Origin of the sequence: Campylobacter sp. 2018MI13 (assembly GCF_018501135.1) — a bacterium.
In the GTDB taxonomy this organism is placed as follows: Bacteria; Campylobacterota; Campylobacteria; order Campylobacterales; family Campylobacteraceae; genus Campylobacter_E.
Map to the genome: position 1 here is coordinate 1 of NZ_JAHCZC010000047.1, position 14,351 is coordinate 14,351.

The window sequence follows — 14,351 nt, forward strand, 5'->3', positions numbered from 1 at the left end:
GATGAATATATTAAATTAGAATTAGGCGATATTTTTAATGCTTTAAGCGAATATAATGAGATTAATTCTAAACTATCAACTAATCCAAATGATAAAGAATTATTACAAAAACAACAAATTTTATTTGATTTAATAGAGAGCAAGGACGCTTGGAGTATTGATAGCAAAATAAATAGAGCTTTAAAAGAATTTGAATTAAGTAGTTTTATAAATAGAAATCTAGCAAGTCTTAGTGGTGGAGAATTAAGAAGATTAAGCCTTGCTTGTATGCTGCTTAAATCTCCTGATGTTTTGATTTTAGATGAGCCTACGAACCACTTAGATGTAACTATGTGTAAATACCTTGAAGATATGTTAAAAGCTAGTAAAAAATGTGTTATTTTTATAAGTCACGATAGATATTTTATAGACAATATTGCAAGTAAATGCGTAGAAATAGAAGATGCAAAATTAAGAGAATTTGAAGGTGGGTATTCAAATTATTTACAAGCTAAGGCAAGATTGCTAGAGAGCCTTAATAAAAGCTATGAAACTTTAGTAAAACAATTAAAAAGCGAAGAAGAATGGCTGCGTCGTGGGGTAAAAGCAAGGCTTAAGCGAAACGAAGGCAGAAAAGAGCGTATTTTTAAAATGCGTGAAGAGGCTAAAAAAAATCCTAGTATTTTGAATAGGCTAAGAGTTGAGCTTGCCCGTGCAAGTGATATAAAATCAAATCCACTTATAGCAAATAAGAAAAAAATGCTTTTTGAATTACACGATATTAGCCTAACGCTAGGCGAAAAATTATTATTTAAGCCATTTAATGCAAGGATTTTACAAGGTGAAAAAATAGCAATTGTAGGCAAAAACGGCTGTGGAAAATCTAGCTTTTTACAAATTCTACTTGAAAAACTTCGCCCTAGCAGTGGTTTTATTAAAAAAGGTGAGATAAACATAGGATATTTTGACCAGAAAAAAAATGATTTAAAAGATGATGAAACTTTGATTGAGTATTTTTGTCCAAATGGCGGTGATACTATCAATGTGAAAGGCTCTAATATGCATGTATATGGATATTTAAAGCATTTTTTATTTCCTAAAGAACAACTTACTTATAAAATCGGCTCACTTAGTGGTGGCGAAAAAAGTAGGGTGGCTTTAGCAAAACTTTTTACAAAAGATTATGAAGTATTAATTTTAGATGAGCCTACTAATGATTTAGATATTGCTACGATTAATATTTTAGAGCAATATTTAATGGATTTTAAAGGTGCTTTGATATTTGTAAGTCATGATAGATATTTTACAGATAGACTTGCTACTAAGCTTTTTGCCTTTTCAAATCAATCAATTGAAATTGAAACTATGAAATTTAGTGAGCTTTTAGAATTAAACGATGAATTAAGCGAGTTAAATAGTGAAATAGAAAATGATAAAGAAAAACCAGTAAAAGTTGAGCGTAAAAAAAGCGTAAAATTAAGCTATAAACAAAATAAAATCCTAGAAGAACACCCAGTTAAAATTGAAGAGATTGAAAAAGAAATTAGATTATTAAATGAATACTTAAGCGACCCTACAAAATATGAAAAATATGGGATATTGGCTCTTAATGAAAGACTTGAGAATTTAAATCAGGAATTAGAGCTTTTAGAAAATGAGTATTACGAAGTTTTAGAACTTACAGAAAGGTTAGAAAATGTTGATAATTAGTATAATTAGTGTAATTTTTGTGATTGAAACAATACTTAAATTACTTGAAATAAATCATATTAAAACAAAAACAAATAAAGGTTTTTTAAGTGATGAGCAATTTATAGAATTTAAAAATTTAGCTATAGTTGAGCATAAATTTTCAATACTAAATAATTTTTTAGCACTTATTTTAAATTGCGTATTTATATTGGTGTTATTTAATGTATTAAAGGTTCATTTTGAGCCTAATTCACTGCTTGATAATACTATTTTAGTTTTATTGTATTTTATTATAAATTCTTGCATTCTAACTTGCTTAGATTATTATAAAACTATGGTTGTTGATACCAAGCACGGCTTTAATAAAAAAACTCCTAAAATGTATTTTAAAGACCTTTTAAAATCATTAATCTTATTAGTAATTATAGGTGGAGCTTTAGTTTATATTTTGCTTTTTGCTATTGCTAAATTAGGCGAGTTTTGGTGGATAGGTGGCTTTGTTATTTTATTTATTTTTAGTCTTTTAGCTATGGTTATTTATCCTAATTTTATAGTTCCATTGTTTAATAAGTTAAGCCCTGTAGAAGGTGAATTAAGAGATGATATTGCAAAATTATTAGATGAATGTGGCTTTAAAAGTAATGGGGTATTTAGTATGGACGCTAGTAAAAACGATACTAGACTTAATGCTTATTTTGCGGGTATGTTTGGAGCAAAAAAAGTAGTTCTTTATGATACTTTAATCAATGCTATGAGTAAAGATGAATTACTTGCCGTATTAGCTCACGAATTAGGGCATTTTAAACATAAAGATATTTTAAAAATGCTTTTTATAAGTGGTTTAAATCTATTAATTACCTTTGCGTTTTTTGGATATTTTTCAAGTTTTTTTGAAAATCAATTTAATTTAGAAGGTTTTGTATCTAGCCCGTTGTTTGCTTTTATTATGGTAGGCTCGGCAATTTCGTTTATTTTAAGTCCTATTTTAAATTCTATTTCAAGAAAAAATGAATTTAGTGCAGATAAACACGGAGCAATAAAAACTAGCAAAAACGATATGATAAGTGCTTTAAAGGTATTAGCTATTCATAATAAAGCCTTGCTAGATCATAACGCTATTTATGAAATGATTTATAAAACTCATCCGAGTTTAAGTAGAAGAATAAGTGCATTAAATGATAGCCACATTTAACGAATTAAAAGCCCTAAGCAATGAAGTAATTGCAAGACAGATTATAATGGAGTATTTTTCATATTCAATGCTTGAATATTCAGTCGCAAGGGCAAATGTGATAAATCCAAGCGATAAAATTAAACTTTTAAGTATTGCAAACGAATACAAAAACGGCACTCCATTGCAATACATATTCTCAAAAACTTATATAAAAGATTTAGAATTTAAATGTGCTAAAGGAGTGTTAATTCCTAGAAATGATACTGAAATACTAATAGATTTAGCAATAAATCTAATAAATCAAAATAATATAAAAAATATTTTTGAAATAGGTTTTGGAAGTGGGATTATTAGTATATTTTTAAAATTATTTACAAAAGCAAATATAAAAGCTTGTGATATAAACAAATTAGCCTTAAAACTAGCCAATGAAAATGCTAAATTGCATAATGTAAATTGTGATTTTTTTATTAGCGATTTTATGAAAGTTAATTTTAAAGACTATGAACTAATTATCTCAAATCCTCCATATATTAGCACCGAATATAATTTAGATAAATCAGTATTAAAAGAGCCTAAAACAGCGCTTTTTGGTGGTAAAAAAGGATATGAGATATTATTTAAAATAATTGATAAATGTTATTTAGAAAATGTGAGATTTTTAATGTGCGAATTTGGATATGATCAAAAAGAAATCCTAAATGATTATCTAAAAGAAAAGAATTTTAAGGCTAGTTTTTATAAAGATTTAAATGGTTTTGATAGAGTTTTTATAGCAGAAAGGTTAGATTATGAAAAAAATTAATGATTTTTTATTAGCTGGAATAATTTTTGTAGAATTATTCATAGGAATTGTTGTTGCTCCTATTATTTTTTATCCTAGTGCAATTATTGGAGATGGGATTTTAAGCCACTTTCAAAGCGGACTTTTGATGACACAAGTGTTTGTAAAATTTAATTATTTGTTACTTTTCGTAAGCTTTTTAAATATTATTTATGAAAGTATTTCAAATAAATTATTTAGTTTAAAGCCAATTTTAAGCCTAATAATTTTGATTTTAGCCTTAGTGTTTGTATTTTATCATACAGCTAATGTGCTTGATATGCAGGCTTTAGGCATTACTGATAGTAAAGATTTTAATGATAATCATAAGCAAAGTGAAATGATTTTTAAAGTTATGGTTATTTTACAATTAATATTATTTTTTACTAAGAAAAAAGAAAAATAGGCTATAATCGGCAAAATTTAAAAGGAGTTTAGTATGCAAATTAACAATAACATACAAAGCAATGTCTTAATGGCTCAAAATAAACCTACTCAAAAAGTTGAAGATACTTCGGTAGAACAACTAAATGAGAAAAAAGTAAGTGAAGAAAAATTAAGCGAGAAAAAATATCAAGAAATCAGCACTCAACAAGATGAAATGATTTCAAAAATTCAAAATAATAATACAAATAAAGTTGATTTGAAAAATGATTTAGAAAAAATAGAAAATAGTTTAAAAACAGCAAATAACAATAACGATAGATTTAAAAATGAAGATTTTTCTAAATTAAACGCTAATTTTTTAAAGCAAAATGAAGAAAGTTTTAAAAACGCTCAACAAGTTAATTTTAACCAAACTCAAATAGCGTCATTATTGGCGTAATTTTAAGGGTTTTTAGCCCTTAAAATTGATATTCAAGAGATTTTGAAATTCTTTGTATTTTAGCGCTTCTTGTTTCTTCATTATTTAAAGTAATTTCCATATCAATGTTTGTCTTTTTACTAGCAGTATTTATTATTTTGTAAAAATATAAAAAATCATTTTTATAAGGCAAATTAAATTCATTTTTTGGCAGTTTTAAAAATTGAACCAAATACCCTTCAATTATTATATGTTCAATTTCATTTTTACTAGCAATCACAAAATAATCGTTATTATCCTTAACTCCTAAATAACTAATAATGCAATCATTTACATAATAAGACCTTAGCATTATTTCTTCTTTTGAATTATAAAATTCATCATTTTGCCTAACACAAGCTGTAAAACATATCAAAATTACTAAAAATAAAGCTTTTTTCATTACTTCTCTTTCGTTTAATTTATAAATTTATAATTTTTAATAAAAAAGGTTAATCAATGAAAAAAGCATTCGCATTTACTGGCCCATCAAATTCGGGCAAAACTACACTAATTTGTAAAATTTCAGAGCATTTACAAAAGCTTGGCTTAAAGGTAGCAATAATTAAGCACGACCCAAAAGATAAAGCAGTATTTGATACAAATGGTAAAGATAGTTTTAAATTCTATCAAACGGGTGCTGAAGTTGCAGTTTTAAGCCCTGTAAAAACTACTATTTTTTATCACGAAAGCTTAGAAATAGAGCAAATAATAAAGCAATTTAGTGCTGATATTGTTTTAGTTGAAGGACTTAAAAGTTTGCCTTTACCAAGATTATGTGTGTTTTGCAAAGAAGTTGATGAGAGTTATTTAGAATATTCTTTAGCATTAGCTAGTTATTCTAATAAAGATTATGGTTTAAAGCAATTTAATTTAGATGATATTGCTAGTATTAGTGAATTTGTTTTAAATAATGCTAAGGAGATTTAATGCAAGAAATAATAGAAGCTATAAAACAAAGCGTTTTAAAGATTAAGCAAAGCTTTGATAACCCTGAATATGGCTATACAGAATTAAGCAATGCTAGCGGGGATTTACAACTAAAACAAGATGTATTAAGCGATATGATAATTACAAACGAGCTTAGTAAAATTGGCTCAATTAAAGCAATTATCAGTGAAGAAAAAGAAAATCCGCAATTTTTATACGATGATGCAAAATATATAGTTGCGTATGACCCACTTGATGGCTCTTCTTTATTTGATGTTAATTTTGCAGTAGGAAGTATATTTGCTATCTATGAAAATACTGCAGAGCCTAATAGTTTAAAAGCAGCTATTTATTCAATTTATGGTCCTAGAACCCAATTAGTAGTTTGTATAAATGAGCCAAAATTATATGAATACGATGGAAAAGAATTTAAATTCTTAAAAGATTTAAAACTAAATGAAAAAGGTAAATTAAACGCAACAGGCGGCACTCAAAAAGATTGGAGCAAGGCTCATAAAGCAATGATTGATAAAATATTTAGTGATGGATACCGCTTAAGATATAGTGGTGCTATGGTTAGTGATTTACATCAGATTTTAATAAAGGGTGGGGGATTATTTTCATATCCAAATACAAGCGAAGCTACATTAAATGATGGTAAATTAGGAAAACTTAGGGCTTTATTTGAAGTATTTCCTTTCGCTTATATTTACGAAAAAGCTGGTGGATTTTCAAGTGATGGGATAAAAGGCTCTAAAGGATATGAGAGTTTGCTTAATTTAAAATTTAGCACAATTCACGCAAGCACACCTTGTTATCTTGGCTCAATCAGTGAAAAGGCATATTTAGATGAATATTTATGAGAGTAATTTGCAAATTGCTAAAAAGAATTTGCAAGATTGCCAACAAAAAACGCAAAATAAATTATCTTGTATAGATTGTGAAAAGCTCTGTGAGTGCGATATAAGAAATGCTTTTGTAAAGGCTACTTATGAAAATATGTCGCAAGGTGCTTCACAAGATTTTAATTTTTAAGGATTTAGATGAAAACATATATTACAACTCCAATTTATTATGTAAATGACAAAGCTCATATAGGTCACGCATACACTACTATAATTGCTGATACGCTTGCAAGATTTGCTAGACTTAAAGGAGATGAGACTTTCTTTTTAACAGGCACTGATGAGCATGGTCAAAAAATAGAAGAAAGCGCTATCAAAAACAACGAAAGCCCAAAAGCTTATGCTGATAAAGTTAGTAAAAGTTTTAAAGATTTGTGGGCTGAACTTGAAATTAGTAATGATTATTTTATTAGAACAACTGATGAAAATCATAAAAATTGTGTTCGTAAGATTTTTTTAAAAATGTATGAAAAAGGCGATATTTATAAAGATGAATACGAAGGTCATTATTGTGTATCTTGCGAGACTTTTCATACAAAAACTCAATTACTTGATAATGATAAATGTCCTGATTGTAAAAAGCCTACTAGAATTTTAAAAGAAGAAAGCTATTTTTTTAGATTAAGCAAATACCAAGATAGATTATTAAAATGGTATGAAGATAATCCTACTTGCATTATGCCAGCTAGCAAAAAAAACGAAGTAATAGCATTCGTAAAACAAGGCTTAAGGGATTTATCGGTAACTAGAACTAGCTTTTCTTGGGGTATAAAAATACCTGATGAATTAAATGATAGTAAGCATATAGTTTATGTATGGCTTGATGCCTTGAGTAATTATTTGAGTGCTTTAGGGTATTTAGATAATGATGAAAAAATGTCTTTTTGGCCTGCAAATATTCAATTAGTTGGTAAAGATATTTTAAAATTCCACGCAATTTATTGGCCTTGTTTTTTAATGAGCCTTGATTTAGAGTTGCCTAAAATGATAGGAGCGCACGGCTGGTGGACGGTTGAAGGCGAAAAAATGAGTAAAAGTGTAGGAAATGTAATAAATCCTATTGATGTTAAAAATGAATTTGGCAATGAGCCTTTAAGATATTTTTTATTATCTCAAATGCCTTTTGGAAATGATGGAGATTTTAGCAAACTTGCAATGGTTAATAAAATAAATGCTGAATTAGTAAATGAATTAGGTAATTTATTAAGCAGAAGCATATCAATGGCTAAAAAATATTTTGATTTGAAAGTGGAATTTGAATCAGGATTTAGCGAAGAATTAAATAAGGCAAATGAATATTTTAAAGCAAGTATAAATGCTATAAATGAGCTTAGAATGAATGAATATATAAGCGAAATTATGAAAGCTTTAAGTATAGCAAATGCGATGGTTTCAAAATATGAGCCTTGGACTATGATGAAAAACAACGAAAGCAAACAAACTCAAAGCTTATTAGCAGTAATTTTTAACATTTTAAAAAATGCTAGTATTTTATTAAGTCCTGTTATGCCAAAAGCTAGTGCAAAAATAGCTAATGCTTTAGGAGTAAATATTCATACTAAAACATATAACGATATGTTTAATTTACAAAAAGAATTTAATTTAAACGAATGCGAACATTTATTCTCAAGAATTGAGCTTAAAATTGAAAGCAAAGAAGAAGTAAAACAAGAATTAAAAGAGCCAAAAATCAAAATTGATGATTTTGCAAAAATCAAAATGCAAGTAGCAACCGTCTTAGAATGTGAAAATGTAGAAGGTAGTGAGAAATTATTAAAATTCCAACTTGATTTAGGAACTGAAAAAAGACAAGTTTTAAGCGGAATTGCGAAATATTATAATGCTAAAGATTTAGTTGGCAAACAAATTATTTTACTTGCTAATTTAGAGAGTAGAAAAGTATTTAAGCATTTAAGTGAAGGTATGATTTTAAGTGCTAAAAATTCAGATGAAAGCTTAGTTTTATTAACACCGCTTACTAAATGTGAAAATGGTGCTGTGATTGGATAACAATTGGAAATAACTAATTTTTCAGAATTAATTAATGCAAAAATTATTAATAAGCCTAGTGTTTCTAGGCTTAAAGATTTTTGCCTTAATTTAAATAGCGTTACTAATGCTAGTGCGTTTTTTACTGATAAACAAGCATTGGCAAATGAAGCTATTAAAAAAGGTGCTTATGCAATAATTAGCACTAAGGATTTATCAATTAGTGATAAAGAAGTAGCATTTTTAAAAATAAATGATTTTGAATTTGCTTTAACAAGATTGCTTGCGTTTTATTCAATTGATAAAAGGGTGGTTTTATTAGATGAATTAAGCATAGAATGTTTAAATAGGCTAAATATTACTACTTTAAAAAATGACTTATTTTATGATTTTGAAAATATTTTAAAAAATAACTTAATCTTTTGCTCAAGCAAGGAATATTTAGATAAATTAAGCTTAAGCTATGAAAATGTAAAGTATTCTTATGAAATTATTAAACGCTCTAGTTTTTTTTATCAAGATTTAATATTAAATGATGAGTATTATTACAATGTTTTTATACCTATAATATTTACAGAACAATTTGCGAAAATCAATGTATTTAAAGAACTAAATATCAATTATTCAAATCTTAAATTATTAGATTTTATATTTTTAAATGATAATAATGAAATAGTCAAAATGAGCGAAGGCTCTAAGGTTGTGTTTTTTGAAAATAACGAATTAATCATTAGCGAAATCAAAAAACATTTAAATTTATTTGAAATCACCGAAATAAAAAATCATACTTATATGTTATATAAAGGCGATAAAAATAAATTTATTAATGAATTAAATGTATTTAACGAAGGGTTATTTTTATGATTTATATAGTTTCTTTTGCGTTTTCTTTTTTGATGCTTTATTATTTAGCTTTAGTATTGCAGTTAAATAATTATAAATTTAAAAGAGTTTTATTTAATTTTTCTAAAAAGCGTTGGCATTTTTATTATTTAATAGCACCATTTTTACTCTATGTAATTACTTGTGATATTAATCATTTTTTAGCCTTAGGAGTAGCTATAATTTATCTTTTAGCTTTAATTTTTTTAGCAAAAAATATTGATAAACCTTTAGTATTTACAGCTAGGATTAAGAGATTATTTTTATTTAATTTATTAGGTGCTTTTGTATTTACCCCAATTCATTTTTATTACAAACTTGACCCACATACCTTAGATATTATAATTTTTGCATTTTTACTTTCGTATATTTGTGAGTATTTTGTAAATAAGAGTTTTTATGATAAAGCTTATAATAAAATAAGCAATTTAAAAGATTGTAAAGTAGTATTAATCACTGCAAGTTATGGCAAAACAAGTATCAAACATTACCTAGCTAGTATTACTAAAAACTATTTTAAAATTCATTATGCTAAAGGAAGTATTAATACTCTTTTAGGACTTATTAAAGATATTAATGAAAACCTAGACCCAAATACAAATTTATTAATAATAGAAGCAGGTGCTAGAAAAAAGGGCGATATAGAAGAAATCACAAAATTAGTTCGCCCACATTATGTAATAATAGGACAAATTGGCACAGCTCATTTAGAATATTTTAAAAATATAGAGAATACTAAAGAAGTTAAAAAAGAAGCCCTAAAAAGCACTAGATTGGAATTAGCAATCACTCATAGTAGTGTAGGTGAGAGCTTTAGCTATGATAGTGCTTTAAGTGAGATAAAAGCTAGTTTAGATGGGCTTAGTTTTAAATGCAATGATGAAAAATATTTTGCTAATTTATTAGGTAGTTTTAATGCTAGTAATTTATGTGCTTGTATTTACCTAGCTAAGGCTTTAGGTTTAAATTACGAGCAAATTAGCAAAGAAATAGCTAATTTAAAAGCTACAGAACATAGATTACAAATCATCTCTCGTGAGCCAAAATTTATAATTGATGATGGGTTTAATGGTAATTATGATGGTATGAGTGATAGTTATAGAATAATTAAAGATTATAACTTAGGCAAAAAAGTCTTAGTTAGTCCAGGGATAATTGAAGCAAGTGAAGAGTTAAACAAAAAACTATGCGAAATAATTAATGAATGTTTTGATTTAGCAATTATTACAAGTGAGACTAATGCTAGAATATATGATGAGAATTTAAAAATTAAAAAAATCATTCTAAAAGATAAAGCAAAATTAATTGAAACTTTAGCTAATGAAACTAAAGAAAAGGATTTAATAATATTCTCAAATGACGCTCCTAATTTCATATAAAATAGAATAAAATTATTAGCTAAAAAATTTTTTAGATAATAATTTTTATTATTTACCAATTATTATCCTATCTTATTTATTATTACTTCACATTTTTAAAAGGAGATATAATGAAACAATTAACAACGGATTTTGGTAACCCAATAGGTTCAAATCAAAACTCACTTAGTGCAGGTGCAATGGGACCGCTTTTAATGCAAGATTATCAGTTGATTGAAAAACTTGCTCATCAAAATAGAGAAAGAATTCCAGAGCGTGCAGTTCATGCAAAAGGAAGTGGAGCTTATGGAGAATTAAGAATAACACAAGATATTAGCAAATATACAAAAGCAAAAGTTTTTGCTAAGGGTGAAGTTACTCCACTTTTCTTACGCTTTTCAACAGTTGCAGGTGAAGCAGGTGCAGCTGATGCTGAAAGAGATGTTCGTGGCTTTGCGATTAAGTTTTACACAAAAGAAGGTATTTGGGATTTAGTAGGTAATAATACTCCTACATTTTTCTTAAGAGATGCTTATAAATTCCCTGATTTTATTCACACTCAAAAAAGAGACCCAAGAACTCATTTAAGAAGCAATAATGCGGCGTGGGATTTTTGGACTTTAACTCCTGAAGCACTACATCAAGTAACAATTCTTATGAGTGATAGAGGAATTCCTGCATCATATCGTCATATGAATGGATATGGTTCTCATACTTATTCATTTATTAATGATAAAAATGAAAGATTTTGGGTTAAATTTCACTTTAAAACCAAACAAGGAATTAAGTGCTTAACAAATGAAGAAGCAGAAAAAATCATAGCAAAAGATAGAGAATCTCATCAAAGAGATTTATACGAGAATATTGAAAAAGGAAATTTCCCTGTTTGGAGCGTAAAAGTTCAAATCCTTGCAGAAAACGAAGTTGAAAAACTTGGATTTAATCCATTTGATTTAACAAAAGTATGGCCTCATAGCATTGTTCCGTTAATTGAAGTTGGAGAAATGATATTAAATCGCAATCCACAAAATTACTTTAATGAAGTAGAGCAAGCTGCATTTAGCCCAAGCAATATTGTTCCAGGTATAAGCTTTAGCCCTGATAAAATGCTTCAAGCTAGAATTTTTAGCTATCCTGACGCACAAAGATACAGAATTGGTGCAAACTATCATCAATTACCTGTAAATAGAGCTAGAAATGAAGTTAGCACATATAATGTTGCAGGTGCTATGAATTTTGGTATAGGTGATAATTTAGCTAATGGTGCTTATTATGAGCCAAATACTTTAGGTGGTGCAAGTGAAAATGCTAAATATCTTGAGCCTGATTTGGCAATAGGTAATAGTGCAGCTAGATATGCTCCGCTTGATAATGATTTTTATACACAACCAAGAAATCTATTTAATATCTTACCTGCTGATGAAAAAGAAAGACTATATAAAAATCTAGCAGCAAGTTTTGATGGTGTAAAAGATGAAATCATTGCAAAAGCTCTAGCACATTTTGAAAAAATTAGCCCTGAATATGCAAATGGCGTAAGAAAAGCTTTAGGAAAATAAAATGCAATTAAGTAGTGCCGAATTAGCAAGATACGATGAATTATGTAAAATGGCGTTGGATTTTGCAAGAAATAATGATTACAACACTCTCCTTAACATGATAAAGGCAGGATTTAATGTTGATTTTAAAGACCATCGTGGAAACACACTTTTAATGTTGGCTTGTTATAACGGCTCTTACGAATGCGCTCAAATGCTTATTAGCAATGGTGCAAGTGTTGATATGAAAAATGATAAAGGTCAAACTCCACTAGCTGGAGTTTGCTTTAAAGGTTATTTAAATATCGTAAAACTGCTAGTAGAAAACGGAGCAAATATTGATGAAAACAATGGTTTAGGAATGACTCCTTACACATTTGCTTTAATGTTTGGAAGAACTGAAATTGCTGAATATTTAGCTTCGCAAAAATCTAGTATATTAAAAAAATTAACGTTAAAACTCTTAAAACTCTTCAAAAAAGTATAAAATTTAAAAGCAAATAATATTTTTTTATAAATAATTAATATTATTTGCTATTTTATGATATATTTTGCAAAAAATTTTAAAGGAGATAAAATGTTAAATTGTAACAATCTAAATTCTTTTGTATTATTCACTAAAGCCCATTGACCCTTACTCTTATTTTTTAATTTCCCAATTTTTATTATTGTTTATTTTTTTAGTTTTTTATTTTTAGCATTTTAAGCTTTATAGCTTTATTTTATTTGCTTGAAAATAAATTTGTTTTATTGTTTTTAAAGGAAAAATTATGAAAAAATTTATTATTTTATTAGCATTTGTAATGCAAATTTTCGCACAAGATTTGATTAAAGTTGGAATTGACCCAGCATATGCACCATTTGGATATATGAAAGATGGTAAAGCATATGGATTTGATATAGATTTAGTAAATGAAATGGCTAAGATATTGGATATTAAAGTGGAATTTGTTCCTATGGATTTTGATGGTTTAATAAGTGGTTTAAAACTTAAAAAAATTGATATGATAGCTTCAGGACTTAGAAATACACCAGAAAGAGCTAAGAGCGTTGAGTTCAGTGATTTTTACTACATAAGTAGTAATTATTTTTTAAAACAATCTTCAAGAACTGATATTATTGAAATTAATGGACTTACTATAGGAGCACAATTAGGCTCAATTCAAGCTGATATATTAGCTAGATTTAAAGATGTAAAAATATTTTTAAATGCTGATACTTCAAATTTAATCTTAGCATTAGTTGGTGGAAAAATTGATTCTGTTTTAGTAGATAAAACTGTAGCCAAAGGATATTTAAGAAATTATAAAAATTTAGTTGTATTTAAGAAAACTGAAGAAAAAACTGATGGTCTTAGTTTTGCTTTTGCTAAAGGAAATACAAAGTTAAGAGATGAATTTAATAGGGCACTTAAAATTATAAAAGATAGTGGAATTTATGATAATTTAATAAAAAAATATGATATGGAATAAGGAAAAATTATGAAAAAATTAATTATTTTATTAGCATTTGTAATGCAAATTTTCGCACAAGATTTGATTAAAGTTGGTATGTCGCCTGGTTTTGCTCCGTTTGGATATATAAAAGATGAAAAAATCGTTGGCTTTGATATAGATTTAGTAAATGAAATAGCTAAAGTATTGGATATTAAAGTGGAATTTGTTCCTATGGATTTTGATGCTTTAATGGGTGCTGTTAAATTAGGCAAAATTGATGTGATAGCTTCAGGACTTAGTAATACTCCTGCAAGGGCAAAAAATGTTGAGTTTAGTGATATTTATTACACTGGTTCAAATTGTTTTTTAAGATTAAAATCAAGAACTGATATTAAAGATTTAAATAATTTAGTAGTAGGAGTGCAATTAGGTTCAATTCAAGCTGCAATGCTTAATGAAATTCCTTCGGCAAAACCATTTTTAAATTCTGAGATTTCAAATCTAATCCTAGCATTAGTAAATGGCAAAATAGATGCTGTTATAGTTGATAAATTAGTAGCTAGAGGATACTTAAATACCTATAAAGAAATTGAAATATTTAAAGATTTAAAAGAAAAAGGTGGCACTAGCTTTGCATTTGCTAAAGGTAATATTAAATTAAGAGATGATTTTAATAAGGCTTTAGAAATTGTAAAAAGTCAAGGAATTTATGAAAAATTATTAGAAAAATATGAAATGTGATATTTTTTAATACAAATTTTGTTAATTTTGTTACAAATAGTAACGAAATTAACAAAAAAA

General features: G+C 27.2%; 16 protein-coding genes. 15 read left to right on the forward strand and 1 reads right to left on the reverse strand.

Going from position 1 to position 14,351, the window contains the following annotated elements; translation table 11 throughout:
- The 5 genes from KJQ99_RS05975 to KJQ99_RS05995 all read left to right on the forward strand — a co-directional run.
- A partial coding sequence (locus KJQ99_RS05975) for an ABC-F family ATP-binding cassette domain-containing protein (protein WP_214150269.1) occupies positions 1–1,689 on the forward strand: 1,689 nt, incomplete at its 5' end.
- Complete coding sequence (locus KJQ99_RS05980) at positions 1,676–2,863, forward strand: M48 family metallopeptidase (protein ID WP_214150270.1); 1,188 nt, start codon at positions 1,676–1,678, stop codon at positions 2,861–2,863. The genes KJQ99_RS05975 and KJQ99_RS05980, both read left to right, overlap by 14 nt.
- Complete coding sequence (locus tag KJQ99_RS05985) at positions 2,847–3,650, forward strand: HemK/PrmC family methyltransferase (protein ID WP_214117540.1); 804 nt, start codon at positions 2,847–2,849, stop codon at positions 3,648–3,650. Before KJQ99_RS05980 ends, KJQ99_RS05985 begins: the two co-directional genes overlap by 17 nt.
- On the forward strand, positions 3,637–4,074 hold the full coding sequence (locus tag KJQ99_RS05990; RefSeq protein ID WP_214120461.1) for a DUF4149 domain-containing protein: 438 nt from the start codon (positions 3,637–3,639) through the stop codon (positions 4,072–4,074). Before KJQ99_RS05985 ends, KJQ99_RS05990 begins: the two co-directional genes overlap by 14 nt.
- A gap of 33 nt (positions 4,075–4,107) precedes the next feature.
- Positions 4,108–4,494 (forward strand): hypothetical protein, encoded by a 387-nt coding sequence (locus KJQ99_RS05995; protein WP_214120460.1) that lies wholly within the window; start codon positions 4,108–4,110, stop codon positions 4,492–4,494.
- Positions 4,495–4,513: 19 nt separating this feature from the next.
- Here the strand turns inward: KJQ99_RS05995 and KJQ99_RS06000 are convergent, their stop codons facing one another.
- The gene (locus KJQ99_RS06000) at positions 4,514–4,915 is read right to left on the reverse strand and encodes a hypothetical protein (protein WP_214117537.1); all 402 of its coding nucleotides are present in this window, start codon (positions 4,913–4,915) and stop codon (positions 4,514–4,516) included.
- 56 nt (positions 4,916–4,971) lie between these two features.
- Between KJQ99_RS06000 and mobB the strand changes: the two genes are divergently transcribed.
- The 10 genes from mobB (at position 4,972) to KJQ99_RS06050 (ending at position 14,291) form a co-directional block, all read left to right on the forward strand.
- Positions 4,972–5,442: a molybdopterin-guanine dinucleotide biosynthesis protein B gene (mobB, locus tag KJQ99_RS06005; RefSeq protein WP_214117536.1), complete on the forward strand. Its 471-nt coding sequence runs from the start codon at positions 4,972–4,974 to the stop codon at positions 5,440–5,442.
- Entirely contained in the window at positions 5,442–6,305 is an 864-nt protein-coding gene (locus tag KJQ99_RS06010) for a class 1 fructose-bisphosphatase (protein WP_214117535.1), read from the forward strand. Before mobB ends, KJQ99_RS06010 begins: the two co-directional genes overlap by 1 nt.
- Positions 6,292–6,477: a hypothetical protein gene (locus tag KJQ99_RS06015; RefSeq protein WP_214117534.1), complete on the forward strand. Its 186-nt coding sequence runs from the start codon at positions 6,292–6,294 to the stop codon at positions 6,475–6,477. The genes KJQ99_RS06010 and KJQ99_RS06015 overlap by 14 nt, the downstream gene beginning before the upstream one ends.
- Before the next feature lie 8 nt (positions 6,478–6,485).
- Positions 6,486–8,357, forward strand: coding sequence for a methionine--tRNA ligase (metG, locus tag KJQ99_RS06020; RefSeq protein ID WP_214150271.1), 1,872 nt, complete (start codon positions 6,486–6,488; stop codon positions 8,355–8,357).
- A gap of 3 nt (positions 8,358–8,360) precedes the next feature.
- Positions 8,361–9,200 (forward strand): hypothetical protein, encoded by an 840-nt coding sequence (locus KJQ99_RS06025; RefSeq protein ID WP_214150272.1) that lies wholly within the window; start codon positions 8,361–8,363, stop codon positions 9,198–9,200.
- Positions 9,197–10,597, forward strand: coding sequence for a UDP-N-acetylmuramoyl-tripeptide--D-alanyl-D-alanine ligase (locus tag KJQ99_RS06030; protein ID WP_214150273.1), 1,401 nt, complete (start codon positions 9,197–9,199; stop codon positions 10,595–10,597). The genes KJQ99_RS06025 and KJQ99_RS06030 overlap by 4 nt, the downstream gene beginning before the upstream one ends.
- A 110-nt stretch (positions 10,598–10,707) precedes the next feature.
- On the forward strand, positions 10,708–12,135 hold the full coding sequence (locus tag KJQ99_RS06035; RefSeq protein ID WP_214120328.1) for a catalase: 1,428 nt from the start codon (positions 10,708–10,710) through the stop codon (positions 12,133–12,135).
- Position 12,136: 1 nt separating this feature from the next.
- The gene (locus KJQ99_RS06040) at positions 12,137–12,601 is read left to right on the forward strand and encodes an ankyrin repeat domain-containing protein (protein WP_214120329.1); all 465 of its coding nucleotides are present in this window, start codon (positions 12,137–12,139) and stop codon (positions 12,599–12,601) included.
- Positions 12,602–12,884: 283 nt separating this feature from the next.
- Positions 12,885–13,586: an ABC transporter substrate-binding protein gene (locus KJQ99_RS06045; RefSeq protein ID WP_214150274.1), complete on the forward strand. Its 702-nt coding sequence runs from the start codon at positions 12,885–12,887 to the stop codon at positions 13,584–13,586.
- A gap of 9 nt (positions 13,587–13,595) precedes the next feature.
- On the forward strand, positions 13,596–14,291 hold the full coding sequence (locus KJQ99_RS06050) for a transporter substrate-binding domain-containing protein (RefSeq protein ID WP_214150275.1): 696 nt from the start codon (positions 13,596–13,598) through the stop codon (positions 14,289–14,291).
- Positions 14,292–14,351: the final 60 nt, after the last annotated feature.

Coding starts and splice junctions, on each gene's coding strand:
- KJQ99_RS05980 (WP_214150270.1), top strand. CDS start 1,676: ATGTTGATAATTAGTATAATTAGTGTAATTTTTGTGATTGAAACAATA.
- KJQ99_RS05985 (WP_214117540.1), top strand. CDS start 2,847: ATGATAGCCACATTTAACGAATTAAAAGCCCTAAGCAATGAAGTAATT.
- KJQ99_RS05990 (WP_214120461.1), top strand. CDS start 3,637: ATGAAAAAAATTAATGATTTTTTATTAGCTGGAATAATTTTTGTAGAA.
- KJQ99_RS05995 (WP_214120460.1), top strand. CDS start 4,108: ATGCAAATTAACAATAACATACAAAGCAATGTCTTAATGGCTCAAAAT.
- KJQ99_RS06000 (WP_214117537.1), bottom strand. CDS start 4,915: ATGAAAAAAGCTTTATTTTTAGTAATTTTGATATGTTTTACAGCTTGT.
- mobB (WP_214117536.1), top strand. CDS start 4,972: ATGAAAAAAGCATTCGCATTTACTGGCCCATCAAATTCGGGCAAAACT.
- KJQ99_RS06010 (WP_214117535.1), top strand. CDS start 5,442: ATGCAAGAAATAATAGAAGCTATAAAACAAAGCGTTTTAAAGATTAAG.
- KJQ99_RS06015 (WP_214117534.1), top strand. CDS start 6,292: ATGAATATTTATGAGAGTAATTTGCAAATTGCTAAAAAGAATTTGCAA.
- metG (WP_214150271.1), top strand. CDS start 6,486: ATGAAAACATATATTACAACTCCAATTTATTATGTAAATGACAAAGCT.
- KJQ99_RS06030 (WP_214150273.1), top strand. CDS start 9,197: ATGATTTATATAGTTTCTTTTGCGTTTTCTTTTTTGATGCTTTATTAT.
- KJQ99_RS06035 (WP_214120328.1), top strand. CDS start 10,708: ATGAAACAATTAACAACGGATTTTGGTAACCCAATAGGTTCAAATCAA.
- KJQ99_RS06040 (WP_214120329.1), top strand. CDS start 12,137: ATGCAATTAAGTAGTGCCGAATTAGCAAGATACGATGAATTATGTAAA.
- KJQ99_RS06045 (WP_214150274.1), top strand. CDS start 12,885: ATGAAAAAATTTATTATTTTATTAGCATTTGTAATGCAAATTTTCGCA.
- KJQ99_RS06050 (WP_214150275.1), top strand. CDS start 13,596: ATGAAAAAATTAATTATTTTATTAGCATTTGTAATGCAAATTTTCGCA.